The 19,186-nt window shown below is 57.8% G+C and carries 17 protein-coding genes; 8 read left to right on the top strand and 9 right to left on the bottom strand.

The window, feature by feature from the left end:
* Positions 1 to 25: 25 nt before the first annotated feature.
* Genes WG915_RS03605 through WG915_RS03595 form a run of 3 tightly spaced genes read left to right on the top strand, consistent with a single transcriptional unit; the run spans position 26 to position 2,007 of the window.
* Positions 26 to 274 (top strand): DUF3263 domain-containing protein, encoded by a 249-nt coding sequence (locus tag WG915_RS03605; RefSeq protein ID WP_339564009.1) that lies wholly within the window; start codon positions 26 to 28, stop codon positions 272 to 274.
* A gap of 10 nt (positions 275 to 284) precedes the next feature.
* On the top strand, positions 285 to 872 hold the full coding sequence (locus WG915_RS03600) for a LytR C-terminal domain-containing protein (RefSeq protein WP_339564008.1): 588 nt from the start codon (positions 285 to 287) through the stop codon (positions 870 to 872).
* A 10-nt stretch (positions 873 to 882) separates the two neighbouring features.
* Entirely contained in the window at positions 883 to 2,007 is a 1,125-nt protein-coding gene (locus WG915_RS03595; RefSeq protein ID WP_339564007.1) for a glutamate--cysteine ligase, read from the top strand.
* On the opposite strand, the gene WG915_RS03590 is transcribed toward WG915_RS03595, so the two are convergent.
* From WG915_RS03590 to WG915_RS03555, 8 genes are all read right to left on the bottom strand, one after another.
* Entirely contained in the window at positions 2,004 to 2,351 is a 348-nt protein-coding gene (locus WG915_RS03590; RefSeq protein ID WP_339564006.1) for a monovalent cation/H(+) antiporter subunit G, read from the bottom strand. The genes WG915_RS03595 and WG915_RS03590 overlap by 4 nt on opposite strands.
* Positions 2,348 to 2,623 (bottom strand): monovalent cation/H+ antiporter complex subunit F, encoded by a 276-nt coding sequence (locus tag WG915_RS03585; protein WP_339564211.1) that lies wholly within the window; start codon positions 2,621 to 2,623, stop codon positions 2,348 to 2,350. The genes WG915_RS03590 and WG915_RS03585 overlap by 4 nt, the downstream gene beginning before the upstream one ends.
* Complete coding sequence (locus tag WG915_RS03580) at positions 2,623 to 3,135, bottom strand: Na+/H+ antiporter subunit E (RefSeq protein ID WP_339564005.1); 513 nt, start codon at positions 3,133 to 3,135, stop codon at positions 2,623 to 2,625. Before WG915_RS03580 ends, WG915_RS03585 begins: the two co-directional genes overlap by 1 nt.
* Positions 3,132 to 4,820, bottom strand: coding sequence for a Na+/H+ antiporter subunit D (locus WG915_RS03575; RefSeq protein ID WP_339564004.1), 1,689 nt, complete (start codon positions 4,818 to 4,820; stop codon positions 3,132 to 3,134). Before WG915_RS03575 ends, WG915_RS03580 begins: the two co-directional genes overlap by 4 nt.
* Positions 4,813 to 5,301 carry a Na(+)/H(+) antiporter subunit C gene (locus WG915_RS03570; protein WP_339564003.1) on the bottom strand — a complete coding sequence of 163 codons (489 nt, stop codon included), beginning with the start codon at positions 5,299 to 5,301 and terminating at the stop codon, positions 4,813 to 4,815. Before WG915_RS03570 ends, WG915_RS03575 begins: the two co-directional genes overlap by 8 nt.
* A 3-nt stretch (positions 5,302 to 5,304) precedes the next feature.
* Positions 5,305 to 8,217 carry a Na+/H+ antiporter subunit A gene (locus tag WG915_RS03565; RefSeq protein ID WP_339564002.1) on the bottom strand — a complete coding sequence of 971 codons (2,913 nt, stop codon included), beginning with the start codon at positions 8,215 to 8,217 and terminating at the stop codon, positions 5,305 to 5,307.
* Between the two features lie 204 nt (positions 8,218 to 8,421).
* Complete coding sequence (locus WG915_RS03560) at positions 8,422 to 8,940, bottom strand: acetyl-CoA acetyltransferase (protein WP_339564001.1); 519 nt, start codon at positions 8,938 to 8,940, stop codon at positions 8,422 to 8,424.
* Positions 8,941 to 9,293: 353 nt separating this feature from the next.
* Positions 9,294 to 10,655 (bottom strand): dipeptidase, encoded by a 1,362-nt coding sequence (locus WG915_RS03555; RefSeq protein ID WP_339564000.1) that lies wholly within the window; start codon positions 10,653 to 10,655, stop codon positions 9,294 to 9,296.
* Positions 10,656 to 11,189: 534 nt separating this feature from the next.
* Here WG915_RS03555 and WG915_RS03550 point away from each other — a divergent pair.
* From WG915_RS03550 to ppk2, 5 genes are all read left to right on the top strand, one after another.
* Positions 11,190 to 11,345 carry a hypothetical protein gene (locus WG915_RS03550; RefSeq protein ID WP_339563999.1) on the top strand — a complete coding sequence of 52 codons (156 nt, stop codon included), beginning with the start codon at positions 11,190 to 11,192 and terminating at the stop codon, positions 11,343 to 11,345.
* A 183-nt stretch (positions 11,346 to 11,528) separates the two neighbouring features.
* Positions 11,529 to 13,172 carry a chaperonin GroEL gene (groL, locus tag WG915_RS03545; RefSeq protein WP_339563998.1) on the top strand — a complete coding sequence of 548 codons (1,644 nt, stop codon included), beginning with the start codon at positions 11,529 to 11,531 and terminating at the stop codon, positions 13,170 to 13,172.
* A gap of 501 nt (positions 13,173 to 13,673) precedes the next feature.
* Positions 13,674 to 13,883: a hypothetical protein gene (locus tag WG915_RS03540; protein WP_339563997.1), complete on the top strand. Its 210-nt coding sequence runs from the start codon at positions 13,674 to 13,676 to the stop codon at positions 13,881 to 13,883.
* 43 nt (positions 13,884 to 13,926) lie between these two features.
* The gene (locus tag WG915_RS03535) at positions 13,927 to 14,061 is read left to right on the top strand and encodes a hypothetical protein (protein ID WP_339563996.1); all 135 of its coding nucleotides are present in this window, start codon (positions 13,927 to 13,929) and stop codon (positions 14,059 to 14,061) included.
* 242 nt (positions 14,062 to 14,303) lie between these two features.
* Entirely contained in the window at positions 14,304 to 15,203 is a 900-nt protein-coding gene (gene ppk2, locus WG915_RS03530) for a polyphosphate kinase 2 (protein WP_339563995.1), read from the top strand.
* Positions 15,204 to 15,284: 81 nt separating this feature from the next.
* Here the strand turns inward: ppk2 and WG915_RS03525 are convergent, their stop codons facing one another.
* On the bottom strand, positions 15,285 to 19,184 hold the full coding sequence (locus tag WG915_RS03525; protein WP_339563994.1) for a Pls/PosA family non-ribosomal peptide synthetase: 3,900 nt from the start codon (positions 19,182 to 19,184) through the stop codon (positions 15,285 to 15,287).
* Positions 19,185 to 19,186 lie beyond the last annotated feature (2 nt).

Genomic DNA, 19,186 nt, shown 5'->3' with positions numbered 1-19,186 from the left:
CTTTAGAGCATATACCCTAGTGGTTATGACTAAAGAGCTTGCAGATGGTGACCGAAAAATACTGGAGTTTGAATCCCGCGCGCCTCAGAATATTGGCAAGAAGGAGGAGGCGATTCGTTCGGAATTGGGGATGACGCCACTGCGCTATTACCACCGTTTGAATGCGCTTATCGACGTCCCGGCGGCGGTGGCTGCGTATCCAGTGCTGCTGCACCGGCTTGATCGGCTCCGTTTTCAGCGTGCCGAACTAAGAAAGACTGTGACAGATGGGTAGGATGTGACATATGTCGACTAAAGAAACGAATTCCGCATCTGGTCTTCCGTTACGTGGCATCGCCATGATTATCCTGGCTGTTGCTGTACTTCTCCTAGCGTGGGGCGTGTATTCGCTCACTAACACTGGCAGCGAAGAAGCTGTGGTCTCACAAAAATCCGACACCCAGCAGACCGCCCCAGCGCAGAAGCAGCCGCCAGCAGCGGCGCAGCAGCCGGCATCAGGCGCAGCAAGCACGACGGCCGCCGCCACCCCCTCACCAACGCCTAGTACCCCGGCAGCAGCGCCAGCTGCCAACGCTGCAGCCGGTCCGGCTCCTAAGATCCAGGCCCTGAACAATTCCACGGTCCAGGGATTGGCCAATCGCGTAGCGGATGAGCTGAAGAAGCAGGGCTACAGCGACATCGAAAGCGGCAATTTCCCGAATGAAGTACTGCCAAAGTCAGTGGCATTTTTCACTCCCGGCAATGCTGCAGAAGAGCAGGCGGCCCGCAATATTGCGGACAAGCTGGGAGTTACGGCACAGCCTCGTATCGATGCGCTAAAGGATAAGCCTGCGGGTGTCATTCTTGTCATTACCGAGGACCTGAACCGCTAAAATCGTGGACATGTCCATTGAGTTCGCGCAGACGCAAAACCACACGATTGGTGTGGAATGGGAAATCGCCCTGATCGATCCCGAAACACGCGACCTTGTGCCGCTTGCTGACCAGATCATCGCAGAGCTCTCCGAATCTGAACTTGAGGTTCGGGTGGAGCGGGAGTTTCTATCCAACACGGTCGAGCTAGTTACAGGCGTCTGTGAATCCGTTGGCGAAGCAGTAGCGCAGCTCTCAGCCGGGATCAGCGCGGTGCAACACGCCGCGGCTGCACACGGCGCGCGGGTGTGGTCGGCAGGCTCGCACCCCTTCGCCACGTCAGAGGACCAGAAAGTCTCGGACAAGGATCACTACAACGAGATCCTCGAGCGCACCCAATACTGGGGACAGCAAATGCTCATTTGGGGCGTACACATTCACGTCGGCATCGCTTCGGCGGATAGGGTGTGGCCCATCATTAATGCGATGATGACCAAATATCCGCACCTACTAGCCCTTTCTGCCAGCTCCCCTGGATGGTGTGGCAAAGACACCGGCTATGCTTCCAACCGCACGATGCTTTATCAGCAGCTCCCCACCGCGGGTATCCCCTACGGCTTCCAAGACTGGGAAGAATGGTCAGCTTTTGTGGCCGACCAAAAGAAGTCTGGCGTGATTGATCACGACGGCTCCATGCACCTGGATATTCGCCCAGCGGAGAAGTGGGGCACCATCGAGGTTCGCTTCTCCGATTCCCCTTCAAACCTGCGTGAACTCGCTGCCATTGCGGCGCTCACCCACTGCCTCATTGTCTATTATGACGAGTTGCTGGAAGCCGGCGAAAGCTTGCCGAGCCTGCAACAATGGCACAACACAGAAAACAAGTGGCGCGCAGCCCGCTACGGCATGGACGCCATCATCATCACCACGAGGGACACCGACGAAGTCCTGATTACAGAGGACCTAGCCCTCATCCTGGAGGTGCTGCGACCGATCGCCGCCAAACTTGGTTGCTCTGAAGAACTGGAATTGATCACGAAGATCCAGCACACCGGTGCTTCCTATCAGCGACAGCGCGCCAAGTTTGAAGAAACTGGCGATTGGAAGCAGGTTGTGGACTTGAACTGCGAAGAACTAGAGCAGCTGCGCCCCTAGGCGGTGTCATCTCGCGCGAGCTGGTTCGGGTCATAGAGGCGCTCGCGCCGCGCGATGCGCCCGACGCGTTGGCCGACAACCGGTGCGGTGAGCAGCGCGAACAAGATCACCAAGATGAGTGCTCCCATATCGCCCTTATTGCCCGGTGTCAGCTCGCCAGAACCAAGTAGACGCAGTAGCGCGCCAAGCACTGTGAGTACCAGTCCCAGAGTTTGCGGTTTGGTCACTGAGTGGAGGCGGGAAAGTGTATCGCGAAAGCGGGCCATGCCGATGGCTGTTGCCAACACGAGGATTGTGCCGCCCGCGATACATACCAGGGATGCGATATCCAGAACCAGGCTCATTTTGCATCCTTCTTTCGGAAACGCGTCACCGCTACTGAGGAGATGAAGCCGAGTAAGGCTACCACCATCATGGCATTGGACACGGTGGTATCAAGCGTCCAGCAAATATACAGTGCAAGGGCACATTGGATCATCGCGACGGTGGCATCCAGACTCAGTAACCTGTCAAGGGAATTTGGCCCTGCAAGCAGCCGGTAGCCGTTGATGAGGAACGCCAACGCAAACCCGACTGCGGCGACTGTGAGAAACGAGTTATACAACCAGGATTCCATCATGCTCCTTTCTCAAAGGTACTAATCAATCGGCGCTCCAACTCGGAAATGCTCTGGATGCTGCGGTCTAGCTCACGGGTGGAGCTGGCATCCAGAATATGCATAGTCAGCGTGCGATTAGCGATGTCCAATTCCATTACTGAACCGCCAGGCGTGAGGTTGAGTAGCGACACCGCCAAGGAAAACACGAAGTCCTCTTGTACACGCATGGGCACCCGCACGATTGCCGACGGCGGTTGATCACTAAAACGCAGCGCGAGCCAACTGACTCGAAACGAAGAGACAAGCAGATCGGACCAAAAGAACAACACCAAACCGAGTAGGGAGAGCCACCGAATACGGAGTCCGGTAATGGGTAAAGCGGGAAGCGGGAACGCCATCACCACCACCAAACCAACAATGAGGCCTCCGATGAGATTCGCCCAGGAGAATTCGCCATAGAGCAGACACCACATCAAGGTGAGCCAGCCAACAGTGAGGAAACGGAAGCGGCGCCGAAATCCAGCGATCATCGCAATACCCCCTTTTCCTTCAGCCCGTCAGTAGAGTCGGCCGGTGGTTCCGCTAGGTGTGGACTTCGGCCGGGCGCCGTGTAAGACGAACCCAAGACAGCCTCTCTATAGATGCTGACATCCATAGCGGTCTCCGCGGCGCGATAAGTAACAGCCGACAACGGTCCCGCAAGCACGGTCACAGCCAAGGAACCGGCAACGAGCAAGGCTGTTGGCATAACCATCCCGAGTGGCATCCGTCCGACATCGACCCGGTCATCAAAGTGGACAACGTCTTGGACGTCGGAAAGCGGTGTCGGGCGGGCAGTGGCCAGCTGGCCATCCGGGGCATCCTTGCGATCTCGCCAAAAGGCCTTCGACCACACCAACACCATGGTGTAAAGCGTGAGCAAGGAGGTGATGACGGCGCCCGCCACCAGCAACCAAGCCATGAAGCCACCACGATCTGCGGCCGCCTCGATGAGGATGATCTTGCCCAGGAAACCCGAGAGCGGCGGGATGCCTCCAAGGTTGAGCGCAGGGATCAAGAACAGCACGGCCAATAGTGGTGAGGTGTACGCGAGCGACCCGAGGCTACGGAGCGAGGAGGATCCTGCCTGGCGTTCGATGAGACCAACCACCAGGAAGAGCGCGGTTTGCACCAGAATGTGGTGCACAGCGTAGAAGATAGCGCCGGAAAGACCCTGCGTGGAGGCAAAGGAAATGCCCATGATCATGTAGCCGATGTGGCTGACCAGTGTGAATGACAGCAGGCGCTTGATATCATTCTGCGCCATCGCGCCGAGGATACCTACGATCATTGTGAACAGCCCGGCCCACATGAGGAGGTTGTCCAACCGGCCGTCGACAAACAGCACGGTACGTGCGCGGATGATGGAGTAGACGCCGACCTTGGTGAGCAGCCCAGCGAACACGGCTGTCACCAGCGCAGGAGCAGTTGGATAGGAGTCCGGCAACCACGAGTACAGCGGAAACACGGCCGCCTTGATGCCGAATGCGATGAGCAGGACCGCGAAGATGGCTGTCCGTGTCCCGGATGGAATCTCCGTCATCCGGATGGAAATCTGCGCCATGTTCATTGTGCCGACTGCCGCGTAGACCATCGCCAGCGCGAACAGAAACACCAGTGAGCTGAGCATGGACACCATCACATAAGACACACCCGCGCGCACCCGGCTGGGAGAGGCTCCCAATGTGAGGAGCACATAGGAGGCGACCAATAGGACTTCAAAGCCCACGTAGAGATTGAAGAGGTCGCCAGCCAGAAAAGCCAAGTTCACGCCCATGGTGAGGAGCAAATAGGCGGGGATGAATACGGCGACCGGCTCATCCTCGGTGCCATCGCGCAGCCCCTGTCCGATGGCGTACCACATCACCGAAAACAGCACGAGTGAGGAGACCGCGAGCATGATGGTGGCCAGGCGATCGGCGACTAAGGTGATGCCGACCGGTGCATCCCAGCCGCCGAGCTGCAACACGTGGACCCCGGAATAATCCACCAGCACCACCAAAACCACACACAGTACGATCAGAGCGAAGAGTGCGGTCATAGCGACAAAGCGCTGCAGATCCTGGTATTTGCTGAGTACCAGCACGAGGGCGGCGGCGAAAGCCGGCACAATCACAGGCAGCGCAATGAGATAAGGAAGCGCGGGAAGAATAGCGAGCACCAGCGAATCAAGCATCGTCGTCCTCCTGCACAGGCTGCTCGAAGGAGATCGGCCCGAAAGAGTCGCCCGACTGGGTAGGACGACCAGTCTCTGGGTCATCCGAAAGGTCATGGTCCGGCGCGGCAGAAGCCGTCGCAGGCCGCTTCGCGACGACCGTATCTTCGGTATCGTCCTGCAAAATATCGGCAGTACGGTACTGGTACTGCCGGTAGGCCAGCGCGAGGATGAAAGCAGTCATAGCCATCGTGATCACTATCGCAGTCAGGATCATCGCTTGCGCTAAGGGGTCCGAGTTGTCCCCGGCGAGGGTGGAATCTCGACCTTGAATTGGGGGTGCGCCTGCGCCACCGCCCGCAGTGAGCATCAAGAGATTGGCACCATTGCCCATGAGCAATAGGCCGAGCAGCATCTTTGTGATGGCGCGTTCCAGCAGTAGAAATACGCCGCAAGCTATGAGTGCTGCGGCGGTAACCAACAAGGCGAAATTGGCGACCATGTGTTAACTCTCTTTCGCTGGTTGGGTCTGCTTTTTACGGGCAAGATTCCGGGCGCGGTCTCGGGCTCGTTGCTTGCGGAGGTCTTCATCGCGGTCCAACTGCGCCCCCAAACTCTGCAGGATGTGCATGATGAGTCCGATCACGATGAGGTACACCCCGGCATCGAAAACGAGGGGAGAAACCACCGCCATGTCCGCTATCAGGGGCGGATGGAACTTCCAATAATGGCTCGTCAGTGGCGCCTGCCCGAAGAAGAGCGGCACGATTGCCGGTAGTGCAGCCAGAATTAGTCCGATACCGAGCAACTTCGACGGGTCAACTGGGAGTGCTTCTTCGAGCTCGTGACGCCCACCGGCGAGGTAGCGGAGGGTAAAAGCCAGTGCTGCAACGAGCCCGCCGGCAAAGCCACCCCCCGGACCGTTGTGGCCAGCGAAAAAGAAGTAAGCGGAAAGGGTCAGCATCGAAGGGAACAACAAGCGGGTGGCTACGTCGATCATGAGGGAGCGGTTGCGGACGCGGTCATCCACTGAGGTCGCCAGCCAACGGCCGCCCTCTGCCTGGAGGGTTGGGCGGCGGGTATTACGGCTGAAACTGCGGGTGCGGTATACCAGCGATGCGACTCCGGTAGCCACAATCACCAGCACGGAGATCTCCCCGAAGGTATCCCAAGCACGAATGTCCACCAAGAGCACGTTGACGGCATTGCGACCGTGCCCGATGTTCTCCGCAAGGTTCGGTATGAAGTAGGAAACGGGGAGCGCTGCGCGCGCATTCATTGCAAAGACCGCAACTACCATCACTGCAACACCGACGGCGACTGCCAGCCAGGCTCGGGCCCGGACAAACTCGGTACCAGTCTTAGTATCTGGATTTGGAGGGAATTTGCGCAGGACCAGCATAAAGACCACCATGGTGACCGTCTCCACGAGCAGCTGTGTCAGTGCTAGATCGGGCGCGCCGTGCAACGCAAAAATAACGGCGATGCCATAGCCAGTCATGCCAACCATAATCAGTGCGGAGATGCGGTTTTGCAGTACTGTCGCGGCGATCGCTGCGATGATCGTCATAACTGCGATCAAGCCTTGGACGGGGGAATCCCACAGCTCCATGCGGACAGAAGAGCGCTGCCCAGTGATCAGTGCGCTGATCGGCAACAGCACGAGAGTGAGCAAGATGATTGCTTCGTTGATGGGGAGAGAACCACGCTGGGTGGATGCAGTCAGACGCAAGGAAGCGGTACGCAGTACTTCTAACACTCGGTCATAAGCAGCATTAGCATTGCCGAGGGCTGGCTGTTCGAAATGCAGTTGCGAGACCAGTTCGCGCTGCCAATGCAACACGGCGCCGACGACGATAATGACGGCCGAGATTCCAAGAGGAATGTTAAAGCCATGCCACAATGCTAGATGCTTTGGGGACGCAGCATCTGGGAAAACTGCGTCCAGGTGTGCTGCGATCGGGGCGTCGATAAGCTGTGGCGCCAACCCGAGCACCAGGCTGGTTGCCGCGAGCACCGCAGGAGGTAGCCATAGCCAGGTGCCTACCCGGTGCATGCTGCGCACGGCAGGGGAGCAGCCACCACCAGATGGATGTGAAGCTGGCTTAGTTGCGAACGCAGACCAGAGAAAATACAGGCTGTATGCCATGGTCAACATGGAACCAATCACAATTCCAGTGAGTGCCATTTTGCCGGGCATCCCGACGAGGAGCTGTTCGGTGTGGACTGCGTCGATGGCCGTTTCCTTAGCAACGAAACCAAACAACGGTGGGATGCCCGCCATCGACGCCACGGCGGTGAGAGCGATGAGCATGAGGTGCGGCGACTTGCGCGCTAAACCCGAGAGTTTACGAACATCGCGTGTCCCGGTGGCATGGTCGATGGCGCCGACAACCATGAACAATGCGGCTTTAAACAGTGCGTGCCCTACCGTAAGCGCCAGCCCGGCTAGTAGCGCGGTGCGTGAGCCAATACCGACGACAGAAAGGATGAATCCCAGTTGGGACACCGTGCCGTAGGCCAAGATCAGTTTGAGATCCTTCTGGCGCAATGAAACCCAACCGGCCATGATCATGGTGAACAGGCCGAGCGGGATCACCACCAGGTGCCAAGTGGATACTTGGGCAAGATCGGGGGACAGGCGAGCGACCAGATAAATACCGGCTTTAACCATCGCCGCGGAATGCAGGTAAGCGCTCACGGGCGTGGGAGCGGCCATGGCACCAGGCAGCCAGAAATGCATCGGGGCGATGGCCGACTTAGAAAGTGCGCCGGCCAAAATCAGCACCACAGCCACGTTAAGGTGTGGAGTTTGGGTCAAGGAAGCGGCAGTGAGGTGCGAGAACTGCCAGGTGTGGGCCGCGAAACCAAGCATGATAATGCCTACGAGCATGGCCAAGCCGCCTAAGGTCGTGACCATTAATGCTTGGCCTGCGCTGCGGCGTGAAGAAGCGCGTTCGGAGTAGTATCCGACCAGAAAAAAGCTAAGGATGCTGGTGATCTCCCAGAAGATGAACATCAGCAGGAAATTGTCCGAGATCACGAGGCCAAACATGGCCATCGCGAAGGCAACCATTTCTGCGCCAAAGGCGGAGAGCCGTTTCGGTGCGGAGTCAAAGTAGCCCCAGCAGTACACCAGTACCAGTGCACCCATCCCTAGAATGATGAGGCTGAAAAGTCCAGCCAAAGCGTCCAGTCTTAGCGCGATATCCATGTGGGCGCTGGGCATCCACTTTTGATGGAATGTCAGCGGGGTGGCATCTGCGGCCAGGCGTCCGGTGATAAACAGCTTGAGAACCCAGATGAATCCCGCTCCTGGAACCAGGGCAAGCAATCCGAAAGCAGGCCTGCCGATCTTCTGAATTAGCACGGGGGCCAACAGGGAGCTAGCGAGGAGTGAGAGGAAAAGGGTTATCACCAGAGGGCAGCTACTTCGTTGTTATCTAGGTATCAGGTGGGTGTCTGCTTTCGGATGCAGTAGCGAGAGCCCTGCGGCACCAGCCAGTGCATCCGGAGACCCAAAAGGCTGCAAGGCTGGCGTTGAAAGCGCAGCAATGCAGCCAATTGTACCTAAGATGTGATCTGGGTGTCTTTAACTAGCCCCGAATTGTTGTCATGTACCTTAAGCGAAGTTGCTGCCGTGGAGGCGGTGGGCTGCGGAGCTTAGAGCTGCGGCCCCGGAATTGTCGCGGTCTGGACCGAAGCCCATTGCCCAGACGGTCCGGCCACGGAAAGTGCCCTTGATAAAGGTGACAGTGGCTTCGAAGATTTCCATCTGATGGAAGTTGAGGATCTCGAGCGGAGCGCCCAGATCGGCGAGAATATTGGAACATGCCGAGATTGCGCCGGTGGCGACAATGTCACGGCCGAGAGTGATGTGGCGTCCGTTGCGCGTGGTAGTGATGTTCGTGAAGTAGCTGTTCCGGAACCCGGGCAGGGGTTCCGCATGAATGTTGTGAATTCGAATAGCACTGGTGGGTGCGTAGGTTTCGGTGAACGTCCGCCAGGACATTCCTCGAGCTTCTTCACGAAGATCGCTAGGCAGATTGTGGCCGAATCGTGCTTGGAAAGGGTCAGCTGCTAGCTCGTTGGTATGACGTTGAAAACCTGTGCGCGGGGAGATAGGCGTTTGAGTGAACATGGTGTTGGGTCCTTAAGTTTCGAACTGTTCTTGGTTGTGGACCGACCCAGGTGCTGGAGTTCTAACGACTACTTCCCCAAACGAAGGGGGTCAGTCTTTATCCTTCGTCGGGGTTCGTAGCCTTGGCCACTCGGAGGTTTAGGTTTGCAATAGTCATGTAGATCACAGTAATCAGAATCACAATTCACCGCAATGGCGGGGTGCATCATGGGGGTAATGAAATGGGCATCCCGAACAGTGGGAAAGTGGGAATGAGTTTTGCTTGGTGATTTCCATACAACGTCAAAAACCCGCAACGCCTTCGCCGGACTGAGATGTCATGCGAAGGCGTTGCGGGCCTCACTAGCTGCCTACTAAGCGGAATAGTTAAGGAGGAAGAGCGTTTCTGCGACCGCGATATCCCGAATCTCTTCAGGAGACACAGATTCATTTGGAGAGTGGATGGTGCACTGCGGTTCTTCGACGCCAAAGAGCGTAATTTCGGCAGCAGGCATGATGCTTTGCAGCTTTTCGCACAGTGGAATCGATCCGCCCGAGCCGACCGTCACGAAGTCCTTGCCATAAGCGGTCGACATGCAGCTGCCGAAGAACTGGATGGCAGTTCCGTTGATATCCGTGGCGAAGGGGTCATTGAGGGCTGTGGTCTCCATGCTGAGGTGGGCTCCCCACGGAACCCGCGCTGCCAAATGCTTCTCGACGGCCTCAGCCACCTCACGTGCGGAAAGTCCGGGCGGAACGCGCAGATTCAGGTTTGCGGAGCAGGTTGCCGGCACTGCGTTCACAGCTTCCGCCACTGGCGTGGAGGTGAAACCTGTGATGGAAATGGCCGGGCGGGCCCACACTTGGTCAGCCACGCTGGCGACTCCCTCGCCCATGATGGACACGCCATCCAGCAATCCGGCATCCTTGCGGAAAGCTTCTGGGCTATATGTGAGCCCCTGCCAGGTTTGATCGCAATCAAGTCCGTCGATTTTTGTCAGGCCGTTGTCGTCGCGAAGCGTATCCAGGAGGCGGACCATCGCGGCTACGGCATCGGGGGCGGCGCCGCCGAAGCTGCCGGAATGCACCGGGGCGGCGAGCGTGTCGAGGGTGACCTTGAGCTGGGCGCCGCCGCGCAGCGTCGTGGTCAAGGTTGGGGTACCCACCGAGACATTGCCAGAATCTGCAATAAAGATGACGTCGGCCTGGAAAAGCTCCGGCTTCTCGTCGATGAGGTTTTCTAAGCCCGCACCGCCCATCTCTTCGGAGCCTTCGATGACAACGCGGATACCTAGCTTGGTGCCACCCAACTCCTTGAGGGTGCGCAAAGTGGCCAGGTGCATGACCAAGTTTCCTTTGCAGTCAGCTGCGCCGCGGGCGTACCAACGCCCCTCGCGCTCCGTCAGGCTAAAAGGATCGGAGATCCACTTAGCCTTGTCGCCTGCGGGGACGACATCGTAATGGGAGTACAGCAGCACTGTTGGCTGCCCCGGCTCAGGATCCTTCGTTGCGATGAAAATGCGGGCACCGTCAATGCCATCCTGGAAAGTCACGTCCAAACCGGCTTCCCGCAGTGCGGTATCCACCCACTGTGCTGCGCCAGCAAGCTCTGAACTGAGCTCGGGGACGGAGTGTACGGAATTAAATGAAGTGAGCTCGGAAAGGTCCTGGAAAATCCGGTCTCGCTGCTCGCCTAGCAGCTGCCGAACCGTTTCAGTTTGGGGGAGTGTAGTCATGGTTTCTAAGTGTAGACAGCTTCAGTAAGTAACTGGCAGTCCTGGGCATTGTCTCGCTCGGAAAGTGGGACGTACTATTGTCTCACCCATGCGTCACATCAGGATGGGTGCGAGTGGAGGAAGCTAATGGCGCAGCAACAGCGAGACGTGAACAAAATCGTGTTAGGTACCGTGATCGGCCTTGCCGCCGTCGCGGTGCTTAGTTTCCTGTTCCTATTTAATACTGTGTCTTCTCAAAGTGGGCAACAGGTGGCGTCGCCAAGCCAACCTCCCATTTCATCGCCCGTGGCCCCGACATCGCCCGCAACGTCGAGTTCGCGGCCCACAATTTCGACTACTCAGGCAGCACCGACCAGATCGAGCGCTCCAAGTCCGACACCGACTTCCACGAGTGAAACGCCGACACCTACGACCACTTCAGTTAAACCGCAACCGCCCGCGGGCGCGCACAATTGTGGTGCCTCGAATAAGTTTGAGTCCTTTGCCCTTAATAACGGCACCTCCTGCCCGTTTGCACTCAATGTGGCCCAGGAAATGGATGCTCATGCTGCCGAAATGGGGCGAGTAGCGGTGGCGGCTACTAGTCCGACGACTCAGAAGTCCTATGACATCACCTGTGTGGCGGCAAGCGACGGCGGTTTCGAATGTCGCGGGGGAAATAACGCCGCAATCAAGCTGATGCCGCGCTAGCCCGCTACATCTTGCACTCGCCGTTAGGGACTGCTAGAAACGAGTATTAGCACTTGCATTGTTAAAGTGCCAGAAAACCTAGCGGGTGAGGTTGGCTACACACTCACCGACCGTGCCGTCGCGGGCGCCCGCTGCACCAGACGTGAGTGTCGTCCTCATATATAACAAGGAGTACATACTTACATGGCTAAGATCATCGCCTTTGATGAAGAAGCGCGCCGTGGCCTGGAAAAGGGTTTGAACACCCTGGCCGACGCGGTCAAGGTCACGCTCGGCCCTAAGGGTCGGAACGTTGTCCTGGAGAAGTCTTGGGGCGCCCCAACCATTACCAACGATGGTGTTTCCATCGCTCGTGAGATTGAGCTCGAAGAGCCTTATGAGAAGATCGGCGCTGAGCTGGTTAAGGAAGTAGCCAAGAAAACCGATGACGTCGCAGGCGACGGCACCACTACCGCTACCGTTCTGGCTCAGGCACTGGTCCGTGAAGGCCTGCGCAACGTTGCCGCTGGTTCCAACCCAATGGGGATCAAGCGTGGCATCGAGCAGGCAGTAGTAAAGGTAACTGAACAGCTGCTCTCCACCGCTAAGGAGATTGAGACCGAGGAAGAGATCGCGGCAACTGCTGGCATCTCTGCCGCAGACCCAGCAATCGGTGCTCAGATCGCAAAGGCAATGTACGCCGTTGGTGGCGGCAAGCTCAATAAGGAATCTGTCATTACCGTCGAAGAGTCCAACACTTTCGGTGTTGAACTCGATGTCACCGAGGGTATGCGCTTTGATAAGGGCTACATCTCCGGCTACTTCGCTACGGACATGGAGCGCCAGGAAGCTGTTCTTGAGGATCCATACATCCTCCTGGTTTCCGCAAAGATCTCTAACATCAAGGACCTGCTGCCGCTGCTGGAGAAGGTCATGCAAACCGGCAAGCCATTGCTGATCATTGCTGAGGATGTTGAGGGTGAGGCGCTGTCTACCCTGGTAGTCAACAAGATCCGTGGCACCTTTAAGTCTGTTGCAGTTAAGGCTCCGGGCTTCGGTGACCGCCGTAAGGCAATGCTGCAGGACATGGCGATCCTCACCGGTGGCCAGGTTATCTCTGAAGAGGTTGGCCTCTCCCTGGAGACCACCGAGATTGAGATGCTCGGTACCGCACGCAAGGTTGTTATCACTAAGGATGAGACCACCATCGTTGAGGGTGCTGGCGACTCTGCAATGATCGAAGGTCGTGTGAACCAGATCCGCGCCGAGATCGAGAATTCTGACTCTGACTATGACCGCGAGAAGCTGCAGGAGCGCCTGGCCAAGCTTGCCGGCGGCGTTGCTGTAATCAAGGTCGGCGCAGCCACCGAGGTTGAGCTGAAGGAACGTAAGCACCGTATTGAGGACGCCGTCCGCAATGCAAAGGCTGCAGTTGAAGAAGGCATTGTTGCTGGCGGTGGCGTAGCGCTGCTGCAGGCTTCGCACGTGCTTGACGACGACCTTGGCCTCACCGGCGACGAAGCAACGGGCGTCAAGATCGTTCGCGCTGCTTTGTCCTCTCCACTCAAGCAGATCGCGGAGAATGCTGGCCTAGAGCCAGGTGTGGTTGCTGACAAGGTTGCTGGCCTGCCAGTTGGCCAGGGCCTGAACGCTGCCACAGGCGAATACATGGATCTGATGGCTGCGGGCATCAATGACCCAGTAAAGGTGACCCGTTCCGCACTGCAGAACGCGGCTTCCATCGCTGCACTGTTCTTGACTACTGAGGCTGTGGTTGCAGATAAGCCACAGCCAGCTGGCGCTGCAATGCCAGATGCTGACGCTATGGGTGGTATGGGCGGCTTCTAAGCGCGCATACGTCCCTTCTGAGACCCGCCACTGCCGGATTAATTGCTCCGGTGGTGGCGGTTTTCTTTACCTAGAAAGGTAAACAAAAAGTGAATTCGAATCGTCTTTTAAATAACTAAGGTAATTCGACTCCCCAGTATGGGGGTATTTGCTAAATTAATCTGCGTCTCACTTCGGCGTTTCGCGCTTAATCGACGGACTTTCATCGAATGTTACGGTCGATGGGGAAAGTTGACCGAAAATACTGTTTTGAAGGTGATATGGGGACCCGATTAATGGTGTCTGATTTGGATAAATGCAGGTAGAGAGCATTTAATTGTTGAACCATCAAGTAATATCAACGGAGCATTTTCTCAGCAAAGCTGCAGGGGAAAAGTTTCAAGTTTCAAGTTGACCCTAGAAGAATGTGTGCTTTAATTTACCTATGACGTCCTGAGGGGCGTCAGTACATGGAAACTTTTCACCAGCGACCAGCTGGTGCCTCTCAAGGAGATATATCTCATGGATATCAACATCATCAAGGATCAGCTTGGCGACTTCGGCACCTTCGTCGAGAACTCTCTCAAGATCTTCGAGAACCTCGGCCCTGCAATGAACAACGCTGCTAACCTGCTCTTCGCTGACACCTGGACCAGCTTCTTCGGTATGTTCGCGGACAACGCTGAGTTCCTCTCCAACGACACCGACACCTCTGCTGCTATCTCCAACTAATAGCAGTAGCCCTCAAACTCACACTTTCTTCAAGGAGTAAAAAATGACCGAGCTTTCTATCGCCGTTTCTTCTGACGTTGCCGTCCTGGTTCAGCCAATCGCAGCTGTCATGAACTTCCTCGAGCCTTTCGCAAAGATCGCTTCCGCTGCTTCCAAGCTCTTCGGCCTGCTGCCTTAAGCTTGATTCGCTGACGCGAACTTCAAGAATGACCCATCCCGGTTTCGGGATGGGTCATTCTGCTTTGGTGGGCCTTCACGTGCCACCGCAATGGTTGTACTAGCTGCCTTTTGATTTGGTTGCTTTGTGACTTAGCTTCCTAACCCTAAATTGGGTTAAGGGCTGGTCAGCCTAGAGCATTGCATGGCAAACATACTTCACGTTGCCGAATGGAGCTGCGGATTTGAGGGTAAGATTTAACTATGGCTGAATCAAACGAACAGGAATTCCACATCGTAGATCTCGCGGCAACAGAGGGCTATATTGTTGACGACTCTGACGAAGACGATCCGGTCCTTTTAACTCCTTCCGGTGAACCCATTGACACCTGGAAAGAAAATTATCCTTATGCAGAACGCGTTTCGCGTGAGGAATACGAGCGCACCAAGCGGGCACTCCAGATCGAGCTGCTGAAGTGGCAGAACTGGACCAAGGAAACCGGCCAGCGGCACATCATTATCTTCGAAGGACGCGATGCCGCAGGCAAGGGCGGCACAATCAAACGCTTCAATGAGCACCTCAACCCTCGCGGCGCACGCACTGTCGCTTTAGAAAAGCCCTCGCCACGTGAATCTACGTCCTGGTACTTCCAGCGGTACATTCAGCACTTCCCATGTGCTGGCGAGATCGTGTTCTTTGACCGTTCCTGGTACAACCGTTCGGGCGTTGAGCGAGTCATGGGATTCTGCACCGAATCGCAGCACGCGGAGTTCCTACGGGAAGTCCCGATGCTGGAAAACATGATCATGGGCTCCGGCATATCGCTTACTAAGCTCTGGTTCTCAGTGACGCAGAAGGAACAGCGCACCCGATTTGCGATCCGTCAGGTCGACCCAGTGCGTCAATGGAAGCTCTCTCCAATGGACCTGGCTTCGCTGGACAAGTGGGATGATTACACCCGGGCGAAGGAAGAACAGTTCCGCTACACGGACACCGATGAATCCCCGTGGATCACCATCAAGTCCAACGATAAGAAGCGCGCCCGTCTCAATGCGATGCGATTCGTGCTGTCCAAGTTTGAATACACCGGCAAGGATCATGAACTGGTGGGCGAGCCGGACCCTCTGATCGTCCTACGTGGTCGCGATCAGATCGGCGACTAGCCTTCGCAGTAATTCAGCCCAGCTAACACTTGAGCCCTACCACCCGTAATTCGCGGTGGTAGGGCTCAAGAGCTTTCTAAACTAGTCCCACGGCTCGATGGGGTTACCTTGCCAGCGTGACTTGGCTGGCACCTTGTCACCACGCATCACCAGGGATGCTGGACCCACCACGGCGTCGATACGCAGCTCGGATGCGGGCAATGCGACGGACTGCGGGCCGAGGGTGGCGCCGTCGGCAAGCGTCACGCTGTCTAGGCTCATCACGCGGTCCTGGAACAAGTGCGTTTGCACCACACAGCCGCGGCCCACAGTGGCACCACGGCCAACGCGACACAGGTCAGCTTCCGGAAACCAATAGGACTCAATCCAGCAGCCCTTGCCAATACTCGCGCCGAGGAGGCGTAGCGCGTTGTTGAGCGATCCTGTGCCCAAGTTATGGTTCAGGTACCACGGGGCGCAGACACCCTCCACAAACACGTCCTGCAGCTCGTTGAGCCACACAAAACGAGACCAAAGCGGGTGATCCCCGGCGCGGATCTGGCCGACACAGGCCCACTTGACCAGAGCCGTCACCAGCAGCGCTACCAGGCCGGCAGCGATGAGGATGAGACCACCGCAGGCCCATGCTGCCCACATACCCAGTGTCGCCCACAGGTATTGCAAAGCAGCCAGCACGCATACGAAGATCAAACCTGAGGTGATAGGACCTAGCAGGCGTAGCGTCTCGATGAAACCACGCGCAGCTTTAACCTTAAACCCTGGGTTGTAGGTCAAGTGCTCGCCGGAATCGGCTTCCACCGTCACCCGACGCAGGCGCTCTGGAGGTGAACCCCACCAGTTCGAACCGGCACGGGCCTTCTTCGGGGTGGAAGACAGCACAGCCACGAGTGAGTTCTTGCCCAGCTTTCGTCCCGGGGAGGCAATGCCGGAGTTGCCGAGGAAGGAACGCTTACCCACCCGGGCGTGATCGGTGAGCATCCAACCGCCACCCAGCTCGTATCCACCGATCATGGTGTCATCGGCAAGGAAGGAACCCTCGCGGATGTCGGTCAGTTTTGGAATCATCACTGCGGTGGAGATCTCCGCGTTCGCGCCGATTTTGGCGCCAAGGCTGCGGAACCACGCTGGGGTGAGCTGCGAAGCGTACAAGACGAAGAGGTGCGTTCTGGCGTCGTCAAGCACGCGTTCGGTGACCCACAGTCGCCATCCCATCGCACTGCGTACCGGGAAGACTCCGGGCTTGATCCCGATGCCGACGAGGCGAACGATGAGCCACACTAGGATCATGTAGCTAAGAAACGCTGCCAGCGCGGCAACCGGGGTCAGCGCGAGTGCCCAACCGAATGCTGCGAGGCCACTGAGCGGATGGGTGATGAGGATTCCGGGGGACACTACGATCAGGCCAGCGACGGCAAGGGCGAGCAGCGGCAGCAGACTGATCACAATGGAGCTCAGACCATACAGTGGCACCCAGTAGCTGCGGCGGGGTGGATGCTCGTCAGGGAAGCGATGCTTAGAACGCCCCACTTTTCCGGCAGGGGAGCCGGACCAGCGGGCACGGGCCTTCACCGGTTTGTGCCCCGTCACGCAAGAGCCTGCTTCAATGTGGGCGTCTTCCCCGATGACGGCACCCGGCATGAGCGTGCTACGAGCACCAATACGGGCGTTAGGGCCGATCTCGATGGCGCCGACGTGTAGCTTGTCGCCTTCCACCCAGTAGCCACTGAGATCAACTTCTGGCTCAACGGAGGCATGGTCGCCGAGGGTGAGAAGCCCGGTGACGGGCGGCAAGGTGTGGAGGTCTACTTGCCTACCGACCTTTGAGCCGAGCAGACGTGCATAAGTGAGGATCCAGGTGGCACCGGAGATGCTGGTGGCCCCAGAGGTCTCTGCGAGTCGTTCCGCAGTCCAAATGCGCAGGTGGGTCGAGCCGCCTCGTGGATATGTTCCCGGGATGATCGAGTGCGTGAGCATGCGGACCAACAGCGCGCCAATGGGCAGGCGGCCGAGCGGAGTGAAAAACACCAGCACGAGGGTGAGTAACAGCCAATGATTGACTGGAAGTGCCCAGGAAACGCCTGCTAAGCCGAGTGCCCAGTTCAGTGCGGCGAGGCCGGTTACCCACTGCGCCGCTTGCAGCGTCATCGCGGGGATTTGAATGAAGAATTGGGCGATGCGGGTACCAGCGCTGACCGGGCGAACCTCGGAAACTGTGTCTTCGGAAATCTCCGACGTGAGGGAAACTCCGGTGTCTGTGGCGATCTGGTCGACCTTCTCCGCCAGCAATTCGAGCCGAGGATGGTCATAGAGATCCCGGACGGACACCGTGGGCACGCGGTCTCGAATCGCACCGACGAGGGTGGCGGCGGCTAGGGACGTGCCACCGAGCTCGAAGAAGTCTTGATCCTTGGACGTCACGGTCACTCCCAAGGTGTCCACCCACAGTTGGGCGAGCCAGGATTCAGTGGCAGTGAGCCCTGTGACCTCCACGGCGGTGCCCGGAAGCGGCCAAGGCAGTGCTTTCTTGTCCACCTTGCCGGAAGTGCGAACGGGTAGGTCATCCATCACGTGGATGCGGGGTACTAGTGCGGCAGGCATGATCTCAGCTAGCGCGCGATGCGCGAGAGATTGATCGAAGACGAGGTTTGGTTCTTCCAAGGACACATAGCCGACTAAGACCTTGTCGCCCGCGCCGGTGGTTTGCACTGCGACGGCAGATTGCCGCACATTGGGAAGGGATGCCACCCCGGCCTCTACCTCGCCGAGCTCGATGCGGCGACCACCGATCTTGACTTGGTCATCTACCCGGCCGACAAAATAAAGACCGTCTTCTTCCAGGCGAACGTGATCACCGGAACGATACGCTCGAGCCCAACCAATGCTCGGCATAGGTGCGTATTTCTCGGCGTCCTTCTCCAGGTCAAGGTAGTGCGCAAGGCCAACGCCTCCGATGACCAACTCGCCGACCTCGCCGACCGCGACCGGCTGCTCCTGCTTATCGACGACCACGAGATCCCAACCTGCCAGCGGCAGTCCAATGCTGACTGGCTTTCCTGGGTCCATTGTGGTCGCGCAAGCGACAACCGTCGCTTCAGTAGGGCCGTAGGTGTTCCATACTTCCCGGTCAGTGGTGGCCAGACGCTCCACGAGTTCCGGTGGGCAGGCTTCACCCCCGAAAATCAGCAAGCGGACATTATCGAGTGCTTCAGCTGGCCACATTCCGGCCAGTGTTGGGACGGTGGACACCACGGTGATGTCGCGGCGGATGAGCCAGGGGCCAAGGTCCATGCCAGAACGCACTAGTGCGCGTGGGGCGGGGACGAGGCATGCCCCATGCCCCCAGGCGAGCCACATTTCTTCACAGGACGCATCGAAGGCGACCGAGAGGCCTGCTAGTACCCGATCATCGGGGCCGAGCGGTCCGCCTGGGGAGTTGACCAGGAACATCTGCGACTCCGCGTCAACGAAGGCTGCGGCACTGCGGTGGGAAACCGCGACGCCCTTCGGTTTGCCGGTGGACCCGGAGGTGAAGATGATCCAGGCGTCGTCGCTAAGATGCGGTCGATCTGTGTCTCCGCCCTGCGTGGTGCGCACAATCTGCAACCCAGCATCGCTGAAGATGGCGTTGACGCCAGCTTCCCCGAAAACCATTTCGGCGCGCTCGTCCGGATCGTCTGCGTCGACTGGCACATAGGCTGCGCCCGCGGCAATGGTGCCGAGGATTGCTAAGTAGAGGTTCTTCGATCCGGAGGACATTCGGATACCAACGCGGTCGCCACGGCGGATCCCGTTGGCGTGCAAGTGCCGTGCTAGGTTATCGATCTCCTCCATCAGGTCCGCGTAGGTCAGAACGGTGCCGTCATCAATGGCAGCGGCTTCAGGGTGCGCCGCTGCGGTGGCTTGGAGCAATTCGTACAGCGTTCGCGGCGCAGGGGCCTCGGGGGAGCGCAGGTACTGCGCCGGAACTAGGTCAATACTCACAG

The organism is Corynebacterium sp. H128 (genome assembly GCF_037482625.1).
In the GTDB taxonomy this organism is placed as follows: domain Bacteria; phylum Actinomycetota; class Actinomycetes; order Mycobacteriales; family Mycobacteriaceae; genus Corynebacterium.
This window is presented reverse-complemented; position numbering and strand designations above follow the sequence as displayed.

Excerpts from the sequence above, each read along its gene's own strand:
- WG915_RS03605 (WP_339564009.1), top strand. The coding sequence starts at position 26 with ATGACTAAAGAGCTTGCAGATGGTGACCGAAAAATACTGGAGTTTGAA.
- WG915_RS03560 (WP_339564001.1), bottom strand. The coding sequence starts at position 8,940 with ATGTTCACTCAAACGCCTATCTCCCCGCGCACAGGTTTTCAACGTCAT.
- WG915_RS03585 (WP_339564211.1), bottom strand. The coding sequence starts at position 2,623 with ATGGAATCCTGGTTGTATAACTCGTTTCTCACAGTCGCCGCAGTCGGG.
- WG915_RS03580 (WP_339564005.1), bottom strand. The coding sequence starts at position 3,135 with ATGATCGCTGGATTTCGGCGCCGCTTCCGTTTCCTCACTGTTGGCTGG.
- WG915_RS03540 (WP_339563997.1), top strand. The coding sequence starts at position 13,674 with ATGGATATCAACATCATCAAGGATCAGCTTGGCGACTTCGGCACCTTC.
- WG915_RS03535 (WP_339563996.1), top strand. The coding sequence starts at position 13,927 with ATGACCGAGCTTTCTATCGCCGTTTCTTCTGACGTTGCCGTCCTGGTT.
- WG915_RS03575 (WP_339564004.1), bottom strand. The coding sequence starts at position 4,820 with ATGCTTGATTCGCTGGTGCTCGCTATTCTTCCCGCGCTTCCTTATCTC.
- WG915_RS03595 (WP_339564007.1), top strand. The coding sequence starts at position 883 with ATGTCCATTGAGTTCGCGCAGACGCAAAACCACACGATTGGTGTGGAA.
- WG915_RS03590 (WP_339564006.1), bottom strand. The coding sequence starts at position 2,351 with ATGAGCCTGGTTCTGGATATCGCATCCCTGGTATGTATCGCGGGCGGC.
- groL (WP_339563998.1), top strand. The coding sequence starts at position 11,529 with ATGGCTAAGATCATCGCCTTTGATGAAGAAGCGCGCCGTGGCCTGGAA.
- WG915_RS03550 (WP_339563999.1), top strand. The coding sequence starts at position 11,190 with ATGGATGCTCATGCTGCCGAAATGGGGCGAGTAGCGGTGGCGGCTACT.
- WG915_RS03600 (WP_339564008.1), top strand. The coding sequence starts at position 285 with ATGTCGACTAAAGAAACGAATTCCGCATCTGGTCTTCCGTTACGTGGC.
- WG915_RS03555 (WP_339564000.1), bottom strand. The coding sequence starts at position 10,655 with ATGACTACACTCCCCCAAACTGAAACGGTTCGGCAGCTGCTAGGCGAG.
- WG915_RS03570 (WP_339564003.1), bottom strand. The coding sequence starts at position 5,301 with ATGGTCGCCAATTTCGCCTTGTTGGTTACCGCCGCAGCACTCATAGCT.
- ppk2 (WP_339563995.1), top strand. The coding sequence starts at position 14,304 with ATGGCTGAATCAAACGAACAGGAATTCCACATCGTAGATCTCGCGGCA.